The organism is Labrenzia sp. OB1 (assembly GCF_001624695.1).
Classification (GTDB): Bacteria; Pseudomonadota; Alphaproteobacteria; order Rhizobiales; family Stappiaceae; genus Roseibium.
The window spans coordinates 309304-329538 of sequence record NZ_JSEP01000004.1 but is presented as its reverse complement, the minus strand read 5'-3'; the positions used below and the strand labels follow the sequence as shown (position 1 = coordinate 329538).

8 protein-coding genes are annotated in these 20235 nt (G+C 59.7%); all 8 read left to right on the top strand.

Annotation, left to right across the window (positions count from 1 at the left end; all coding sequences use genetic code 11):
- The first annotated feature begins 273 nt into the window (after positions 1-273).
- Positions 274-1260 carry a signal peptide peptidase SppA gene (sppA, locus tag OA90_RS07935; RefSeq protein ID WP_068409173.1) on the top strand — a complete coding sequence of 329 codons (987 nt, stop codon included), beginning with the start codon at positions 274-276 and terminating at the stop codon, positions 1258-1260.
- A gap of 15 nt (positions 1261-1275) precedes the next feature.
- Entirely contained in the window at positions 1276-1575 is a 300-nt protein-coding gene (gene ihfB / locus OA90_RS07930) for an integration host factor subunit beta (RefSeq protein ID WP_068409172.1), read from the top strand.
- A gap of 76 nt (positions 1576-1651) precedes the next feature.
- The gene (locus tag OA90_RS07925; RefSeq protein WP_068409171.1) at positions 1652-2017 is read left to right on the top strand and encodes a lipopolysaccharide assembly protein LapA domain-containing protein; all 366 of its coding nucleotides are present in this window, start codon (positions 1652-1654) and stop codon (positions 2015-2017) included.
- Between the two features lie 876 nt (positions 2018-2893).
- Positions 2894-3298 carry a hypothetical protein gene (locus OA90_RS07920; protein ID WP_068409169.1) on the top strand — a complete coding sequence of 135 codons (405 nt, stop codon included), beginning with the start codon at positions 2894-2896 and terminating at the stop codon, positions 3296-3298.
- A gap of 160 nt (positions 3299-3458) precedes the next feature.
- Positions 3459-4217, top strand: coding sequence for a hypothetical protein (locus OA90_RS07915; protein ID WP_156510422.1), 759 nt, complete (start codon positions 3459-3461; stop codon positions 4215-4217).
- 7 nt (positions 4218-4224) lie between these two features.
- Entirely contained in the window at positions 4225-7923 is a 3699-nt protein-coding gene (locus OA90_RS07910) for a hypothetical protein (RefSeq protein ID WP_068409165.1), read from the top strand.
- Positions 7920-9353 carry an endonuclease/exonuclease/phosphatase family protein gene (locus tag OA90_RS07905; protein WP_068409161.1) on the top strand — a complete coding sequence of 478 codons (1434 nt, stop codon included), beginning with the start codon at positions 7920-7922 and terminating at the stop codon, positions 9351-9353. Before OA90_RS07910 ends, OA90_RS07905 begins: the two co-directional genes overlap by 4 nt.
- Positions 9354-9370: 17 nt before the next feature.
- Positions 9371-20026: a LysM peptidoglycan-binding domain-containing protein gene (locus tag OA90_RS07900; protein WP_068409159.1), complete on the top strand. Its 10656-nt coding sequence runs from the start codon at positions 9371-9373 to the stop codon at positions 20024-20026.
- Positions 20027-20235 lie beyond the last annotated feature (209 nt).

The following is a 20235-nucleotide window of genomic DNA, read 5'->3' as shown; positions in this document are numbered from 1 at the left end:
GCCTTTTCCACTGCGGGAAGGCGCAGCGCGCATCGGCCGGCCTCCGCGCAACGCGATCCTGCCTGACGATTGAGGGCCGCCGTGATGCCGGCTTTTGCCCGATAGCCCCGGATGCACAACCAGGCCACGCGGAGCTATTGCAAATTTTCTCCATAAAGTCGCCTGAAACACCCGCAATCTTATGTAAATCCAAGAAGGCGATTGCAATTCCCGTTAGGGTCACCCTATTTAGGTTGCTGGTTTTGATACGATTTGTCCGGAGACACCGCATTCATGTCCGTTGATATCGACGTGCTCGTAGACAGACGGCGCCTCAGACGCAAAGTGACGTTCTGGCGGGTGGCGACATTCATCGTGATCGCCGCGGTGCTTGTCGGTGGTCTGGTTTACGTGTCGGGCGTCGCAGAATTCTCCAAGCGTACGGCCCATATCGCGCGTATCGCGGTCGAAGGGGTTATTACCGAAGACCGCAAGACCCTCAAGATGATCGAGAAGATCGGCAAGTCGGACGCGGTCAAGGGTGTGGTGATCTCGATCAATTCGCCAGGGGGCAGTACGACCGGCGGCGAAGCGCTGTATCAGGCGCTGCGCGAACTGGCGGAGAAAAAGCCGGTGGTCGCCGAAATCCGCACGATCGGAACATCCGCGGGCTACATGGTCGCGATCGCGGCAGATCACATCGTCGCACGCTACAACACCATCACCGGCTCGATCGGTGTTCTGTTCCAGTTCGGCAACGTCCAGAAGCTGCTGGAGACGGTCGGCATCGAGATGGATGCCGTCAAGAGCGCTCCCCTGAAAGCGGAACCTGATTTCTATTCTCCCGCGACACCGGAAGCGCGCGCCATGCTGGAATCGCTGGTGATGGATTCCTACGACTGGTTCGTCGGCCTTGTCGCCGAGCGCCGCAAGCTGGCGCCTGCCAGGGCGCGGGAGCTTGCAAACGGACGCATCCTGACCGGCCATGACGCCCTTGGCGAAAAGCTCGTCGACGCCATCGGCGGCGAGGACAAGGCGATCGCCTGGCTTGAGACGGAAAAGGGTGTCGCGGAGGATCTTCCGGTCGTCACCTGGACGACCAGGGAAAACCTGGAGGAGCTTCCGTTCTCCTCCCGCGTGTCGCGAGAATTCGGAAAAGGGATCGGTTCAGCCCTGCTGAATCCCATTAATGACGCTAAAGGGCTGATTCCACGGGGGCTTACGCTTGACGGACTGGTATCCGTTTGGCAGGCTTCCGACGCGGCAGACAATAAACGTTAAGCGAGGGGGCTCTTCATGATCAAATCTGAGCTTGTTCAGCATATCGCCGAACAGAATCCGCATCTCTATCAGCGGGACGTTGAGAATATCGTCAACGCGATCTTGGATGAGGTCACCGAGGCCCTGATGCGGGGAGACCGCGTCGAGTTGCGCGGGTTCGGCGCTTTCAGCGTCAAGAACAGACCGGCGCGTGTCGGCCGCAATCCCCGTACCGGTCAGAAGGTGGAAGTGGATGAGAAATTCGTCCCGTTCTTCAAGACCGGCAAGGAAATGCGTTTGCGGCTGAACGGTGGCGTGGATCACGGCGACGAATGACCGCCCACATTCCGCGCATTGCTTCAATGGCCTGTTCAAAATTGAAATCTGATCCGACAACACCCGGGAGACCCCAGTGACCCGTTTCGTCAAGAACGTAATATTGTTCGCAATCGCGGTTGTTCTGGTTCCTCTTTCGGTTGCCAACCGGCACACCGTTTCCCTGTCTCTCAACCCGTTCGATCCCACCGATCCCCGGCTGACACTGACCGACATTCCGTTGTTCTGGGTGATTTTCGCCAGCCTCGGCATCGGCGTGATCGTCGGCGGACTGGGCGCCTGGGCCAAGCAGGGCCGCTGGCGCAAGGAAGCTCGTGTCAAACGCCGCGAAGCCGAAAAGTGGCACAAGGAAGCCGATCAGCTTCGCGAGATGGCGCCTGCCGCGAAGCCGATGGCCGGCGTGAAGGGGCTGAGCGGCCCGGATAATCGTTCTGCGGCCTGAACCGCCGGCCGTTCGGCATCTGTCTTCAGAAATATTCTTGCCCATGTGTCGCCGGGAGGCGTTTTCGCGGTCTTGCGGTGCCTGCCCGGTGCGCCGAGCGTTTCTCCCGGCCGGGTGAATATTTTTTCGCCGACAAAATAACCCCATATCCAAAAACACGGGCTCTCGGCTCTGGAACTCCGCTTCTTCGGTACCCATATTATCAAGCGGCAGGGGGTTTTACGGGAGCGGGCATTTCACGATGCCGTCCAGCAGCCATTCGGGGGTCAGATCGACTTCCACGGCTCCGTATTCCCGGCTGTCGCATTACAAAGGAGCTTGAGATGTTCACGACCCTTGCCTACTCGGCAAGCCTTCCGGCGATTGCGCTCGGACTGATCTACTATGTTTCAGCCTGTTCGGGGCTCGTCTACTGATGCATTCAGCGTTCGCATGAACGTGGGGTGCGGCAACGCTTTTGGATGAATGAACTTTTGGAGCGCTGATCGTTCCAGATTGAACATGCGTTTATTTTTATCCTTTCGAAATTTGGATTGAACGGCGTTTCGTTCAAAATTCTGCCGGTATCACGCCTTTTCCCGGGGGTGTCAGACCCGCCCGTCACGCTCTGGCGTGGCGTTGCCGCGCCTTTCAAATCGCGCTACCTCCACCAAATCCGATAAACCCTTGAGTTTCGCCAGCCAGGCAGGATGCGGCGCGCCCGGCAAACTGGCGGAGACGTTCGCAGGAGTCGTAAAAGCCAGTCTGATGGTTCAATATGACCGGAAAGCGCGCCAGGTCACGGGCTCATGAATGAGCATGCATTGGGCCGGGTACGGGAGGAGCGGCCATGAAGTTCGAATATCATTGCCTGATCAATCGGCTCGCTGCCGGCTCATGATCCAACGCGAGCCGCTCTTCCTCCACACCGGACAGACCGTCAAGACCAGCCTGACGCCACACGTCCACGCAGTGACCGTGGCCACGTTCGACCTGAACAATACCACCTACGTCAAGTTTCTGGACCTGCAGAACACCGAATATTACCGGGTGCTGGTTTCAGCCGCCACACAGAAGGTCACTCTTCTGCAAAATATCGTCGGTGGAGAATTCACGCTGGTAAAAGGTCTGACCGTGAGCTTCTCACCGCAAGGCCCCCAGCAGTTTACGATCTTTCTCAATGGAATGATCCTGGACAGCAAGGAAGAATACCCAATGAGGGGCAAATCCCTGGGCACATTCACGCGCACCACGGCCTTGCTCAAGAACATGAAAGTATCGCGAGAACTGGAGGCCTCCTGAGAATTCGAGCAACGATCTTCACCTATTAACCCTAGGTAACTTTAACTCGACTCATGGGCGAGCTATCTGTATAGTTCCCCTATAACGAGAAAAATAAGTGCCAGACGCCCTTCGGTTCATGCGGTGCAAATCAGTTCCCTCGAAAAGACAGGATAGCCAAATGACGGTACAAGTATTGGCCTTTGAAGTTCCACAGTCTGTCAACACGCCGACAAGTCCGAACAGCAATGTAGTAACAACGCCTTCCGGAGACCCCAACAACACAACAACGGTAACATTCGAGTATCAGGGCCGAATTCCCGTATGGAACACCTTCGTGTCGCAGGCTCAGCCGACATCGGTACTGGGTCAGGACTACACGATAGGCTCAACCACCTGGTGCAAGGGCATCACCGTGCAGTATTCGGCACTTGGTGCCGACAAGTACATGGTCTCAATCATTTCCGGCAAAATTCTGGACGATCGCGGGGAATACAACCTGGCTGGTGTGACACTCGGCATCTTTTCCATAACGCCGCCCGAGAAAAAAAGTCTGCTGTCAGGAGACCAGGATTTCAGCGATTATCCGGTGGCTACATTCAACGCACTGGCCAATACCAACACGCCGACCAGCCCCAACACCAATGTCGTGACCACGCCGAGCGGCGACAGCAACAACACGTCCTACCTGGCGTTTCAGTATCAGCAACGGATTACGGTCTGGTCACCCGTTGTCTCCCAGGCACAGCAAAGCGTCGTGCTGGGACAGGATTACACAATAGGGTCGACCACATGGGTCACCGGCATCACGGTGCAATATGCCGCGCTCGGTGCGTCCCAGTACATGGTGAGCATCACCACCGGCACCATTCTTGACGACCGTGCCAGGTATGATCTGGCCGGCGTGACCTTGGGCATCTTCCCCATCAACCCGGGCTGACCCAGTCATGAGCGATCCAGAGCCGCTGAAATTCGAGCGGGTCGGGGTCAGCAACGCACTCGAAACCAAGGTAGCCGGCAGCATTGGCTGGTCCGGCTACCTCCTGCCTTCGAGCGTCCAGGCGCCGGAAAGCATTGGTCTTGAGCAATCGCTGTCCCAGTACAACGGCCATTACCTCTTCAGCACGAAACGTCCGTCTCTTCTGGAAACGGACCCCGAAGCGTTCTGCCAACAGGTTCTGGACCACATCCAGAGCGGGACCAACAACCGGGTGGTGTTCTGGCTTGAAAACGCCGACCCGCTGGTTCTGGGCGACATCGACAATTATGCGATGCCGTTCTTCTTCGTCAACAGCATCTACCAAACCACGGATGACATGAATCTGCGGTTCGGAACCAACGCCTCCTACTACGCTCTTACGGGCACCAGACTTTCCGTCGACGAAAGCACCAGCAGCCTGCAACTGCTTGCATTTTCCTCCTCGATTCCTCCCACATTCGGTTTCCGCAGCCTGCGCGGCGATCCCCTCGGCGTTTCGGTCACACCAGCAGGAACAGCCATCCGGGCCTTCGTGCCGTTCGCCGGCGGCAACACCGGCTGCGTGACGTTCGATGGCACTCTGGACACTCTTCAGGCGTTCACAACACAGCAGATCGGTCAAGGCTTCCGGTTCGTTCTCGGGGACACATCGGCAAGTCAGGACGCGGGAGAAGACACTGCGCCGAAGTCGATCTTTTACGATGCGTTCGATCTGTCCGAGCTGCCCCGAACCCTGCCCCTGGCCGTCAGCTTCGACCCGGGCGATCCGTGCAACAGGAAGATCGGGACGACCCTGCTCGAGGAAGGCAACCTGCGCTCCGGGTTCGCGCTCAAGTCTTCGCCGTCCCTTGTCAGCACCTATCGCACATCCGCCGGGCAGCCGGTGTCGCTCGTTGCGGCCGGCAGCGCGTCCTCGGACATTGTACCGGCTCCCGGCGCCGGTGGGTTCAGCTTCGCGGCCAGTGCCGCGAAAGCCGACCCGGTGGGATCGGAACCGGTCTTCTTCGAACCAACCGGGGCGTTCGGGCTCGCTGTCGAGACTGCCGCGGCAGGTTTGCCGGACAAGCTGATATGCGGGCTGTTCGGCTCGGAAACGCTGAACTTCCATACTTACGACAGCGGCAAGACGGAAACGGAAAACGATCTTCTGGTGCTTGTCGCGTCGCAAGCGGGATACGCGCCGATCTTCCCCTTCCAGGCCTCCTCTCTCGAAAAGCCGGCGAGCGGCGCCGTCAGGGCCCGGTTGACCGATGACTACCTGGCCGCATGGTCCACCGTCCGGGCAGGCGGCAGCACGGTTGCCTACAGCGCCGAGCCGCAGGGCAGCGGGCTTTTCGGCAAGGGAGATACTGTCAACGAAGCCGAACCCGACGATGTATCCGTTCTGGACTCCACACCGCCGGGCATGGCCCTGCCCCAGGGCAATGCGAAGCTCTTTCCGATGGTCCCTTATGGCGCTGCAACGCGCGCGACGGTCAGTCCGGCCGACGTGGTCCAGTTCGAAAGCCAGATCATCGCGGCCGAGCGCAAGACCACGATTTCAAAGCTGGCGACGGAGACCTGGGCCGCGCGCGTGCAAGTGCGCAACCTGCTGCTCAAGGGAGCGGGACCCGATCCGGAATATGCCACGACCCCGCAGGGCTTTATCGTCGAGTACGAAAAGGCCACGGGCGCCTATATGAACGTCGGCATGGCGCAATCGCTGAACTTGCGCGCCGACATGCCCAAATGCGGTTCCCCGCCGCCGGTTGTGCCTCAATACCTGCCGTTTTCGCTGGCGCACCCGACACAGGAAATGCAGGACGCCCTGCAGACCAACCAGTTGTTCATGGTGGCCGTGAACCCGGAGCCGTTCCAGGGCGGCGACCCTGCCACCGGCGCCTGTTTCGAGAACACCGTCAACATTGCCGACTGGACCATGTCGGCGGAAATCGGCAACGGGGCGACGGCCACCAGCTACAAGAACGTGCTGATCATGAAGTTCTGTTCCGGCTCCCTGCTGGACAGAGTGAACAATCCCAACCGCTGGACGTCAGCAGAGGACTTTTCCCTGCTGACCGGGGACGCGGCCGCGCCGCCCGAAATCGCCTATCTGGGTCTTTCGCAATGGCTGCAGGACTACTTCAAAAAGGGAATCGCCAAGGCCGAGGGCCGCTCCGCAGCGTTCTATCAGAACTTCAAGGAGATCGCGACGAACCCGGACTGGAACGGGGTGATCGTTCTCGCCGCCGATCTGAGCGCTGAAAATCTGCCGCCCGAGATTGCCGGGCTCGCCGGCGGCATCGACTTCACGCGCTTCGCCGCCCATCACTTCGGCTTCACCGTCAGCCGTGTGTCGGTGGACAAACCGACCGGCAAGATCAACATGGAGGATGGCCCTTCCAGCCTCTTCGGTCTGATCGACTATGAAGACCCCCGCTATGCGGCCAATCTGGACACAGGCGTCAGCCCCGAAACACCCATACCGGTGATGACGAACGGCGATTTCGATTTCACCGTTCTGCAACTGCAATCGCTGTTTGAAAACGCCAAACTGGCAAAGTTCCAAAGCCGCATCCAGTTGACGGTGGACTCGCTGTTCGGCAGCACGACGGCAGCGCTTTACAACGGCGGCGTGCCGCAACCGGCCAATGGTGTGGTGCTCGATGGCAGTTACATCAAGCAGGGCACGCGCTCCACCTATGTGTTCGAACAGAACAACACCAATGTGCTGGTCAATGCCTCAAACGTTCTTCCCGCAGTGGCCTTCAACCGTGTCCAGTTCAACACCCTGGGAGCGCTGGACCAGGGCCGGACGATTGCCAGCCGGTTCCTGATCTGGGGGCAGTTCGATTTTAACCAGCTGGAGGGCAAGGACGATGTGCTCGATGTGCTTTCCTTCGGCAGCCCGCAGGATACCAAGCCCGCGCAGTTGGGGGAAGGTCTCGCGTTCTCCAATCTTTCCGTAAACATGAGCTTTCCGGCGGCTACGCCGAATGCAATCCGGTTTGCGCTGAACACCGACAATCTGGCCTGGGACGTGAATGCATCGGCCCCCCGTCCGGAAAGCCTTTTCTCCGGCTTCGCACTTCAGTTGAAGAGCTTCGTGAATGCCGCCGGAGGCCAGACCCCGACCGATCTCGGGTTCTTGCCGGTGACATCGGATCTGAGCCTGACAACCCTCGAGGATCCATGGTTCGGTGTGGTCTACGAGATCACGCTCGGCGGTCCGGGAGCCCTGGCATCCGGGGTTGGTTTCAGTTCCCAGCTTCTGGTGGCCTGGTCACCGTCAAGCCAGCAAGGCGACCAGCATGCCGTTTTCCTCGGAATGAGCCTGCCCGGAGCAGCCCCCGGTGCAAGCCTGTTCAGTCTTCAGGGTGTGTTCAAGGTGGCGGTCGGCTCGATCTCGATCCTCCGCCAGCCGGTTCCGACAGCCCCCGGCCGCGTGGCCACGCTGGATGAACCGGCGTCCTTCTATTGTCTGCGGATTGACGATATCGCGATCAAGATCTTCGGCATCGTCAAACTGCCGCCCTCGGCGAACATCCAGTTCTTCCTGTTTGGCGACCCCAACAACACAGGAAGCCTTGGCTGGTACGCGGCTTACGTGGCGGATGACAACCCCGGATGCGACCAGTCCCTGGCCTTTGCCGAGGTGACTTCGGACACCAGGAAGGAGCTGAGATGACCCGTGTCCTTTTCTGGAACATCGAGAAGTTCAGCATCAACAAATTCTACAGCGCTTCACGGAAACGGCCACGCGGCCAGGGCGGTCTGACCAACACGCAGGCCACGACTCAAAAGCGGCGACTGCTTGGCGATGTCCTGACTGCGACGCGGCCGGATATCGTGGTCATCATCGAAGTCTCCAGCGGTGACAATTTCCCGGATGCACTGGCCACCCAGAGCGCCGGGGTAAACGGTCTTGTCTATCTTCAGGGTTTGCTGAACAGCGCGGCGAACCTGCTGGTTGCTCCAGGGGGCTGGAACATCGTACCGCCCCTTTACACCGGCACCGGCGGGCGATCCGAAACTGTTGGAATTCTGTACCGGAGGCAGAACGACGCGGGCACCCTGCGGCGCTATTTTACCGGGCCCAACATCTGGACAGGTGGCTATGCCGGTACATCAGCGGTGCCGGGAACGGCGGTTGCGGCGGCCTATCCCTCCGTGGGCGGCGTCAATTTCAACGCCATGCTGGTGCCTGCGGGACTGGGCGTCGTGCGGCAAATTCCGGCCGGAGCTCTGGACAACGGCACCTTGAACGAAAATGAGGTTGCCGCACGGATAGCGTTCAACCGCATCAACAACGCAGGCAACGGAGTCGGCGGTCCGGTCAATTTCAACGGGCTGCGTGAGCCTTTCATGGCCACGTTCTGCGAAGCCGATGTCAATGGCAATGTGCAGCGCAACCTGTCCATATTCGGAATACACTCGCCGCCGCAGGCCAATGCGGCACCGGCCTACATGAACCAGCTCGCGACGATCTGGGATATTGTCCGCCCATTGCGGAACAATGAGACAAGGATCGTCGGCGGGGATTTCAACCTCAATCTCCTGAACGCCAACGGATCGGCCTCAGGCGCCTATGCGCCCCTCACCGGCGGCGGGAACCAATATACGCCGCTGCTGGACAGCGCTCTGGCAAATGCCGCGCAAAATGTGGCCCAGTACCGGGGATATTTCTCGACACATATCAGAGGCAAGGTCTCGTCAGCGAGTTCAAATTTCCTATGGTCCGAGAACCAGAACAACCAGGCCTACTATCCCGGCTACGGCTATGTCGGATCCAACTTCACGCAAGCCCCATTCTACGCCATCGACAACATACTCGTCTGGCCGCACCAGGGCGCGAACAACTACCAGACCACCATCTTGAACATGGTGACCGGTACACCGTTCAACCTGGTGAATGCGCCCGCGGACAATCCACCCCAAGGCTCGAACGCCATCGTCATGGCGTCGCGCTTCGGCGCGCCGCCTCTGGCAGGCTGGCCTCAGGCGCCGACAGCGGCGAACTATCCCGGCGTCGGTGCGGCAAAGCGTCTGACCGGTTGGGATAATTATGGCCGTATCCGAAAAACCAGCGACCATTTCGCTGTGTTCGCTGATGCGTAAGGGCAGAAAGGCGTGAAATGGCTGACGGTATCAAGAACCTGCAAAAAGCCCTTGTCGCAGCGGCAGGCGGCGACGCATTCGCGCTCGACAGTTCCTATCTGACAGCAAGCCTGAACGATGACGCCGTCAAGGTTCCAGCCGACTACGACAGCTGGATCGCGGCAGCCTTCTTTACCGCCAGTGCGACGGATTTCCTGATCACGATTCCCACCGCCGGCGATGTCGGCGAAGTCGGGGACGACAACAGCTTTACCGTCACCAACGCCAATGTGCCCTTCATCACCAGCGGCGCACCGCTTTCCTCCAACGCCACGATGGTCTTCGGCGACAAGGACGGCAGTCTGGTGGTGCAGATACAGAGCTCACCCGCGAACTGGACGTGGACCAGTTCCTTCGAGTTCATGAACGGTTGGCCATTCAGCCAATTCGAAGTGCTCAAGGACGTCCTGTTCGCCTTTTCGACAGTCGACGGCAAGTTTCCCTATACCGGCGATGACGGTATGGACGTCAAGGGCGGAAGCTTTCAGAGCTTTGCCAGCAAGATCCCGCTTCCGGACGCGGCAAAGCCTTTCCTCGTGCTCTTTGACGGACTCAAGGCGCCAACCGGCGATCTGCTGCTGAGCGGCAGCCTCGACATGGCGTCCTACAATGCGGAGACAGTGCTGTTCCCCACCGGCACGTTGAGCGCGTCGATCGAGGGCGGGGAATTCGATATCCTGTATCTCAAGGTCACCGATCCCAGCGTGACCATTACCCTTCCCCCTCCCGACGGTTCCGATGAAACCGGTGACTTCGATATCGCGCTGATCGAGGATGACGAGGAAGCCGGCGACCAGTCGCCGCTGCTGTCCATCTCTTCCGGCATCGCCATCGGCAAGGTGGATTCTGGCGCCGACTACACCCTTCAGGTCCAGATTCTCCAGGGGGAGGATGACGAGGAATACGCGATTGATCTGGTCGCGACCAAGGACGGCACACCGCTATCTCCGAGCACGATCATCGAACTGGTCGGCGGCACGGGCAGCTATTTCTCCGCCACGCCTGCCGTCTTGCAGCAATTCCTGACATTCGTGACGCTGAAAGGCCTTTCCATCAGCGGACCCTTGCCCGATTCAGGCAGCGACAAAGCCGTCGTCAACGCGGTGGCGGTTCAGATCGGCAGTTCGGAAGGAACAAGCTGGACAATCATTCCCGACCCGACGGGAACGCTCGATTTCACCATTCAGTCCTTTGACCTCCAGTGGTCGGTCCAGAACCCGTTCGAACCGGAAACCCGGGTCTACAGCTATGACTTCACGACCAGTTTCACGCTAGCCACCAGCGTGTTCAAGGGGCCCGGCGGTGAAGGCGACGGGCTGTTCACGGTGCAGTTCACTTCGGAAAGCATCTTCTATGCCTCCTTTGACGGCACCGCGAAACTCAGCGATTTCCTGACCACACTGTCAGGTGGAATCATCACGCTGAATGTCGACAATATCGGCGATTTCGAGCTGTCGGACATAAGCCTGACGGTCAACTACAACGCCCAGAGCTTCAACTTCTCCTCCGGCTTCGCGCTGGACCTGAACCTGCTGAAAATCGACGATAAACCGATCCTGTCGATCTCCGACGGCACCATAGCGGTGGCAGCCAAGACGCCGACACAGAAAGAAGACGGAGGCAATGCCACATCGCTGCTCCGGGGAACTCCCGCGGGCGTGGCAGATCCCAACGCGGAGAAAAACACCCAATGGCAGGCCTCGATCATGGGTGGCTTCGCCGTCGGACCATTGTCCGCCTCGGCCAGCATCGCTTATGACGGTTTCGCCTCGCCGAAACAGTGGAACCTGTCCGCCTCCCTGGCGCAGCCGCTGGATGTGTCCGATCTGATCGACCAGTTTTTCAACGTTCTGGCGCCCTATCCCTTCCCGAATTTCTTTCCCGGCGACCTCCAGCTGCTGACCTTCGACATCAATGCCGTCATTCCGGCGGAGAAGGGCGAATTGCAGACGAGTTACGACATCAACACGTCTTTCAGCTGGTATTTCACGCTGGTCGATCAGAAAGTCGGCATCGACCCGGCCCGTCTGGGCATCATCTACGATGGCTCCAAACCGAAAGGCACACAGTTCTCCGGATTTGCAGAGGGAACCTGGGTCTATCCCGCGATCAATCTGCGCCTGACCATGGGCTATGAATTCAAGCCCGCCGTGAAAGGTCAGGGCGGCAACGACGTTCTTTATGTTGAATGGGAAGGTTTCCGTGCCGAATGGCAGGAGGGCAAGAACCAGCTGGTCTTCAGCCTGAAAGGCTGGAGCATCGGATCGCTTATCCAGGCGCTGGTCCGCACGCTCGGCAATCCATATTTCACGCTCAGCGCCCCCTGGGATTTCCTGAACCAGATATCGCTGGACGGCTTGCGGGTGATTGTCCTGTTGCAGAACGGCTTGTCGTTCAGCCAGCGTATTTCCGCCAGTTACGAGCTGTCGAGCCCGATCAATCTGGGCTTCATCAACATCACGGCGATCAAGTTCTATCGCGACACATCGGGCAAGGTGACCATCGGGATCGAGGGCTCCAGTCCCATCGCCGATTCAAGCCCGGCGTTCAAGAACCTGATGGACCCGGACAAGGGCCAGGACGTGAACAAACTGCCCACGGTTCCCGGGCAGGGCGAACAATGGTTCAAGCTCTTCCTTCTGGTTCTGGGCCAAAGGATCGGCATCACCGGTTACGCCGATTTCAAGAACACAAAGGAAGTCATCTGCGCACTTTCGAACGTTCCCAACACCAGCGGCGACACCAATCCGGTCGACCCCAATGCGGACAAGGGTCCCACGAAGGGACTGCCGTATTACGACCAGTCGAACAACTGGCTGATCGCAGGGCATTTCGGCCTCCTGAAGGTGGGCGACACCTGGTCGATCGACGCGATGATGGTGTTCAACGATCCCAACCTTTACGGACTGCGCCTTGCCCTGGCGGGCGACAAGATGGGCGGGCTTGCCAACCTGGTCATCGATATCCTGTACAAGAAGATCACCGACGACATCGGGGTCTACCAGATTGAGTTCACCTTCCCGGACATCATCCGCAATCTGAACTTCGGCGCGGTGTCGATCACGCTGCCGCAACTGGGAATCAAGATCTATACAAACGGTGATTTCTTCATCGATATCGGCTTCCCCTATAATCTCGATTTCCGCCGTTCCTTCTCGATCTCCGTGATCGTCTACGGCGTCCCCGTCCTGGGGTCTGGCGGTTTCTACTTCGGCAAGCTGTCGAACGCGACCTCGACCACGACCCCGAAAACCGACCTGGGCACATTCGACCCGGTGATCGAATTCGGCGTCGGCCTGCAGTTGGGTCTTGGCTACAACTTCGAGAAGGGACCGCTGAAAGCCGGATTTGCACTGACCGTTTTCGGCATCATCGAAGGGACGATCGCGCCCTGGCATCCCTATGACCAAAGCAGCCGCGCGCTCGCGCTTGCCGCCAGCGGCGGCGCCCTGCAAAGCGATTACTATTTCAAGGTCAAGGGTACTGTCGGGATCATCGGCCTGCTCTACGGCAGCGTCGATTTCGCGATCATCTCGGCTTCGCTGAACGTCAAGATCGTCCTGTCCATTTCGATCACCTACGAGGCGTACCGGGAAATTCCGCTGACGGCGACGGCCTCGGTCGAGGTCAGTCTGAAGGTCAAGATCAATCTGGGTCTGTTCTCGATATCGATCAGCCTGTCCTTCTCGGCAACCGTTTCGGCGGAGTTCAAGATCGGCGCCAATGAAAGGGCTCCATGGGACCAGATCGGGGGAGCTCAGGACCTTCTCTTCCAGAGCCGTCCTCAGTCCTACGGTCCCGATGCCACCGTCCTCATGGCGCGTCAGGTCTTCCCGCGGCCCAAGCGGGTGGGCGCTCCCTGTCTCAGGTCCATGGGCCTGATGAGGGAGGACACGAAACCGACGCTGACCATGATGGCAGGCGCGCAATACACCGTGCTGGCCCCTGAAGGCAGCAAGGATGCATCGACCAACCAGGGAGCGTTCGTCTTGCTCCTGGCCATGGACGCCCCGGATCCGACGGGACAATCGACGACGGCAAATACGTCCTTCGATCAGCTCTCACAGGCCTATTTCCCCTGGGTCATCGACACAATGGCCGTAGAGACAGGCGAAGTGGCGGATCTCGTCGCCACACTGGCCTCCACGGTTACGCTAAGCCAGCTGAACAAATGGATTACGCGTCTCGCAGACAGCGAAAACAAGGTCTTCGATATCGCCAGTCTCCTCACCTTCCTGGGCGACACGTTCACGCTGAATATCGAGAACCCGGCGACCGCCCAATCTTCCGGACTGAAGGAAAAACTCACCAACGGTTCGGTCATTTTCCCGGCATTCGACGGATTGACCATGGCGGTTCCCGATCCGGCCGGAGGGACGGACACGAAACCGGTCGCCTTCGAGACCTACACCACCGCCACCGCCGAATATGCCCGCCAGATCAGCAAGCTGTTCGATGAGGTAGCCGCCCGGATCGAGGCGGAGAACCAGGAAGACCCCGTCTCGCTCGCCGACGACGATGCGACACCTGAATCCATGGCAGCGCTTGTCTTCGTCGATGCCTTCTCGATGATCGCCCGGCAACTGCTTCAGGCTGCGGCGGATGCCCTGAAAGACTATGCCTATCCATTGACAGCGGACACCAAGCTGTCCGTGCTGCTGAGTGATCTGAACGCAATCACCGGCAATGCTCTGACGACCGCCGACATCGCCGTTCCGAATGCGAAGCATCCGCTGACGGCCGCGAAAACCATCACGATCCCCGCGCAGGACAGTGTGATCCAGACCGGCGACACGCTGAACACGATTGCAGTCCGCAACAGTGATGCAGGCAGCCCGGCGCGCTGGACCACCACGGCCGAAAACCTGATCCTGGGCAATTCCAAAGCTCACTTCATCCAGGGCGGGATTGAACTGTCGCTTGTCTGGGGCTCGGGCGAGACCAAGATTTATGTCACCGTGACCGGAGACAGTTTCCAGACGATTGCACTGGAAATCGGAACAACGGTGGAGGCGCTTGCCGCGCAAAGCGTGCTGTATGACACGGCGAACCTGCTCATGCCGACGCAGACCATGCTTGTCCCCGAGATCGCCTACACGACTGCGGGGACGTCCGGGGCGTCCAGCGACACGCTCAACAGCGTTGCAGCTTCATTCAACACCACCGCCACCGCCGTGACTGACAGGAACCTGGACGTGGAGGCACTGTTTGCCGTCGATGCCGAGGGTGGAATGCTGGCGCTGGCCAATCTCCAGGCACTGCAGGTTTCGAAGCTGTGGGATGCGATCGCAGCCACCAATCAGGTTGGCCAGACGGCGGGAATGGTGTCCCGGTTCCTGCTGTACGGTCTGCGCCTGCCGGTTGCGGACGGCCTCACACTGTCAGCAGATTTCCTCTATCCGACGGGACAGGACTATTACGGTGTCTACCAGCTGACAGGCCAGCAATTCCCAACGCCTGTGTCGGCGACCGGCTACATCGTCGATCTGGCACGGGGTGCACAATCCCACGGCGTGCCGCTTGATTTCATCGAATTCAACGGCGTATCGACCACAGATCCGATGCCCCTGACACTGTCGGAGGCCTATGCCCAGCTTGAGGTCGTCGTGGAATGGGCGAAAGTCCAGGGCAATTTCAACCCGAATCCCTCGCTGACGGTCCTGCCACTGACCGAACGCAGCGCCAGGGTGTTCTCGGCTTCAGGATTTGCCCGCTGGTCGAGTTCTTCGGTGGAGAAAATCCAGGAGGTGACAACCCGCTCCGCAGGTGCCACCGGGACCGGTCTGGCGGAACAGAGTTCCGATTCGCAGATCCAGCCGACAATCTGGGCACTTCCCCCCGCTCTCACCAATCTGGTGGCGGCGCGTCAGGCAAGCATCGAGGCGGCAACCGGCAGCATCAGCTCGACCTATCCGCTGTTGCCGCAATTCTCGCCTGAGGTCCTGCGCACCGACCCTGCGACGAACGCCACCAGCAGCACACCTTTGAACAACTGGGCCTGGTCCACCCGCATCGACTTCCAGGTCAAGCGGCTGCCCGCGGCAGCGCTTGTCGCCAAACAGGGAATGAACCCGGGAGACGTCCCCGGGCCGGCGATCGCACCATCCCTGCCCTTTGTCTATGAGCTTGTCGGCCCCACGGCAGCGGATTCCATCCTTCTGGAGCAAATCCTGACCGCGATGGACACGCTGGGCGAGGACATCGCCTCCAGCATCTTCCTGCTCTACAATCAGAACGGACCGGGTGTTCCGACCCTGGTGACGCCGGGCGATGAGGATTTCCTGTCCTTCATCACCCAGACCAACCTGTCGACGGAGACGAACCCTGCAGGATTCATTTCCGCCCAGGCGAAGTTGGGCGTGGACGCCGAGCCACCGCGCGGCATCGCCAATCCGCCCGCCCAGTTCATCCGCCTTATGTGGGAGCTCAGCACCGTGCGCAGCGGCGGGTATTTTCTCTATTACGAGATGACCCGGAACAAGCAGGGTCTTCCCTCTGCAATCTTCGATTCAAGTGGCACCGGCACGCTGTCCATGGTGGTCAGCTTTGCTGCGAAGGGTCCTGGCACCTTCGGCATGACGACGCCGAATTTCGTCAACTCCGTGGTGACCACCGATGCGCTCGATACCGAACGGGATGTGGTCCAGGCGGTGTCGCAATCGGCTTCGGGTGCCAGCGCTCCCGTGCCCGCCGGCATCACCCTGGATGCTCTTTCCGACATGTACGGCCCCGGACCGGGACGTATCGCGGAGGTCAATCCGGATGCCGCGGTTCCGCAAGGTGTCGACCTGCCGATGGCGGGGATCGTGCATCAGCTGGTCGAAGCCGATCTGGTCCGGGACGGCGGCGCGATTGATGCCGCCAAGACACTGGACAAACTCGCCGCCCATTTTTCCGCCGGAGCGACGTCCACCTTTACCGGCCAGGCGATTGCGGACTTCAATCCCGGTGTCACCGTGGCGCTGGCGGCGGTCTTCTACATTCCCGATTTCACCTACAAGGTGGATACGGCGGCCGCGCCGGGCAACACCTTCCCCAGCATGGCCGCCTATTACGGCGTCACGGTGGACCAGGTCGTCCGCGGCGTGAGCGCCGTTCCGGACATCTTCAGCGAAAGCCAGACGATCACGATCAATTCGCAAGTCTTCGAGCTGCGTCAACAATTGCCTCCGCGCAACATCGGCATCGCGATGAAGCGTGCCAATCTCGGCGAACCGACCGACCTGCCGCCGAACCCGACACCGGAGCAGAAGGCAACTTTCGCCAATCAGACCATGTCCGGTCTGTACACATCGCTGTCCGCCGGGCTGCAGCGAAACGTCTACTTCAAGACCAGCGCCATGGGCACGCCGTTCGGTCCGCAGAACCACGACGATGCGGGAGACGACAGTGCGACAGTGGCCGAAAGCAGGTTGCGCCGGGTCGACCGGCGGCACTCCCGGCTGGCCGCGCTGGCGCTTGCGGATTACGACTATCGCCAATCCATCGGTATCGGAGACGGACTGGCGCTGGTCAATGCAGCTCCTGAAACAGTCGACCCGACCCTGCCGGCAAAATCCGAAAACCCCTATGTGGGGGTCGGCAGCACGGCGCAAGTGTCGCTGCGATGGCAGGATGTTTTCGGAAATACCACCGTCACGCCATTCACCGCGCCGGCGGAAAGCTACGGAGGCGCGCTGAACGGAGCAGCTGTTCCAGTCCTGTTCAATGACCGTTTGATGGGTATGGCCGAGTGGCCGAATACACGCGCCAGCTATATTTATGACAACACGTCCGGTCCCAGCCTGAACCTTGGTCTTGAACTGAACACGCTGGCCTATGAAGGCGAAAGCGGCCAGAAACAGGCTGCCCATGACCTCAAATTGTACCAGCGGGTCTATTTCCAGTTGAACCAGACTTACGGTTCCGACCTGCCGGTCAAGATCCCCGGCGTCAGCGGCAATGCCGTGACGATGAGCCTGTCGAATTCACTCTTTGCAGACCCGGTCACCGATCTGGGGAACGACGCGGACAACGTGCGCGCCTACGTCGCCGACTGTGTCAGCTATCTCTACAGCGTCGCCAATCCTGCCGGAAGCTCGTCGTTGCCGCCGCAGCCAACCGCATCGGTCTCCCTGCCCGTCGATGTGAACGCGATTGCCGACGGCAATATCATCGAGCTGGATGTGGCCCTGCGCTTCCATCGCAATCCGCTGCTGACGGAGCCGTCGGTCGCCGCTCTGCAAAACGGATTGAGCGTCAGTTCTGCCGTCCTCCCGCAAGCGGACTCGGACGCCGGGGTGGCCTTCACCAAATTCGCCATGGCGCTCGAAACACTGTTCGATACAAATGACTGGATGCTGAAAACCGGCGAAGGGCTGGCGAAAACCACGGACGATTCAGCGGAAGGGGATCAGCAACTCTGGGCAGTGCGCTTCGGCAAATCGGCAGGCAAGGGCATTCACTTCAACATCGGCGATACGGCGAGCTACTATGCTCCCAAACCGGTGGCCAAGGCGCTGGAAAGCAAGATCGTTGAGATCACCGATTACAGCACCGGTGAAGAAACAGCGGTCAATTTCGACGGTGTCGATCTGAACCAATGGTTCCAGGCGATGCTGGATGCGCTCGACCTCATCCTCTCGGCGGATTACGCACCGCATATCTTCATTCTGGACGAGATCGACGGGTTCGACGATCCGATGTCCCCGCCACCCGGGGCCGGAGATCCCGGCCCGAGCCTTCACAGCATCCTGAACACCAAGGAACAGCTGGCGGACAACATAAGTTCCACGGTGCTGCCGGTGCTGTCCACCTCCGCCACCGACTCCTCGACAAAAGCCGCCGCCGGCGAAAAGCTTCGCCAGCAGCTTCTGAACCAGATCGGCGCCGCCTATCGCGCCGGAGTTACCATAGTGTTCGGACTGAGCGATGTCAGTGGCGACAGCGGCGACGGCCCGGCCGGGCCCGACAGTCTGTACGGCCAGCCTGGCGGCGAGATCAGTGGTACGCCCCTGAACCAGAATTACAGTCTCACGCCGGCGCGCATCCCGCTTGGCCCGAGCAAGGACGGTCAGGAAACGGTCGATCCGCGTCTGGCGTTTGTCTTCGGATCGAAAACGGTTCTGAATACAGCCTATGTCCCGTTGGACATGTCTCTCAAGATCAGTCATCTGGAGTTCGACCGCAGCAATGTTCCCGGCATTGAAGGGTATGTGGAGTCGCGCTGGCTGTCGTTTGTCAATGGTCCCCTGCCGTATGATCTGGGAGCAGACACGTCCAACGTTCCGGTGGTCAACCGGAACCTGCCGACACCTCCGACCGTGTCCGGACAAACAGCGCAGAGCACCTGGCAGGCCGTCCATCCGATCACGATTCCGCCGACGGATCCCGCAGACCTGAGCAAGTGGAACTACAGCTTTACCTATCTCTACCAGCAAGGCGCGTCGGATGCCGTCAGCTACAGGATCGAGCTGAATTCGAGCGAAGGAAGCAACCAGGCACTGGACAAGGCGGTGCAAGTGGCCGACCTGTTCTCGACGCTTGCCCAGTTCATCTCGTCCTGGCCTGCAATACTGGCCGACATGAACAAGTACCTGGTCCAGATCAACGGCCAGGATGACCAGCCCCCCGCGACACTCGAAGGTGCGCGCAAGGCGGTTGAAGCTTTCGCTACCCAGACCGCCGCCGTGTCCGAGGCTTATGCCAACACCCTCCGGCGTCAGAGCCTGATGGAGAACGCCGCTCCGGAAACGGTGGTTATCAATTTCATGTCCGTTCTGGACGCCACGCCGGAGGGGCATGCACAGACCAATATCCGCGGGCTGGAGATTGACGGGACCGAGGCCACGTGGGACCCCATCACCAACACCATTTCAAACGGTACGACCACTTTGCCCGCAATGGTGATCGCGATTCAGCCCGAGACCTACACAGCGACCGCCGTGCCGCAGGACAAACTGCCGGCCGGGGTGGAGCTAGCCTATGTCTACGAGACGACGACGCCCCCGCCCGGCGAGGATCCGGGCTACCTGAGCTACAGCGATGCGCTTGGCGATTCCACGCGTATCGTGGCGATGGACAAGCTTGATGTCCTGGCCTATCAGAACGGCTGGTCAACGCTCTTCGTGCAGCGCAACCTGATCCTGTTCCCCATCGAAGACATCGACACCATCTCGACCAATCCCGATTTCCTGTTCCAGACACCGGAGGTCCGCTTCGCCAATCCGATCGTGCCCTCGCTGATCTATCCGGACTTCTCGCTGAACGGTATGCCCGGTGCACAAGGAGATCTGGACGCATTGTTGACCGCATTCTTCAAGGGTCTCTACGCAGGTGGTTCGGGCAAGACAAACGCCGACGTCTCGATGCAGGCGAGCTATTCCTATCAGATGGTTCCAGGGCAGGACGACATTCCCCGTGTCGCGGTACCGGTCAGCCTTCTGGTGCCGTCCCCATCGTCGGTCGACCCGAGTGTCGTGCCCGGTTTCGTGGCTCCCTTCGCCGCGACGGTTCAAAACTGGATCGCGAAAAACAATCCGACCGTCAAGGGCGACGCCCAGGTCGATATCGAACTGAAGGTTTTTGGAGCCAGCACCGCGAAACAGCCGCTGATCGAGGTCAAGAAACTCTTCCAGTCGATCCCGGAGAGCTAGAGCGGTTCAGGTTTCAATTGACGCTCATATCCTCCAAGGGCATCTCATCCGTCATGCTGGTGAAGCAGATCGACGTGCGACAGCCGACGGCCTGGAAGATGGCACACGCGATCCGGGAATTAATGGATGACCGGGACGGCTACGACAGTCCGCTTGACGGGATCGTCGAGGTCGACACGACCTACATGGGCGGGCATCCACGGAAGAAC

Excerpts from the sequence above, each read along its gene's own strand:
- sppA (WP_068409173.1), top strand. The coding sequence starts at position 274 with ATGTCCGTTGATATCGACGTGCTCGTAGACAGACGGCGCCTCAGACGC.
- ihfB (WP_068409172.1), top strand. The coding sequence starts at position 1,276 with ATGATCAAATCTGAGCTTGTTCAGCATATCGCCGAACAGAATCCGCAT.
- OA90_RS07920 (WP_068409169.1), top strand. The coding sequence starts at position 2,894 with ATGATCCAACGCGAGCCGCTCTTCCTCCACACCGGACAGACCGTCAAG.
- OA90_RS07915 (WP_156510422.1), top strand. The coding sequence starts at position 3,459 with ATGACGGTACAAGTATTGGCCTTTGAAGTTCCACAGTCTGTCAACACG.
- OA90_RS07910 (WP_068409165.1), top strand. The coding sequence starts at position 4,225 with ATGAGCGATCCAGAGCCGCTGAAATTCGAGCGGGTCGGGGTCAGCAAC.
- OA90_RS07905 (WP_068409161.1), top strand. The coding sequence starts at position 7,920 with ATGACCCGTGTCCTTTTCTGGAACATCGAGAAGTTCAGCATCAACAAA.
- OA90_RS07900 (WP_068409159.1), top strand. The coding sequence starts at position 9,371 with ATGGCTGACGGTATCAAGAACCTGCAAAAAGCCCTTGTCGCAGCGGCA.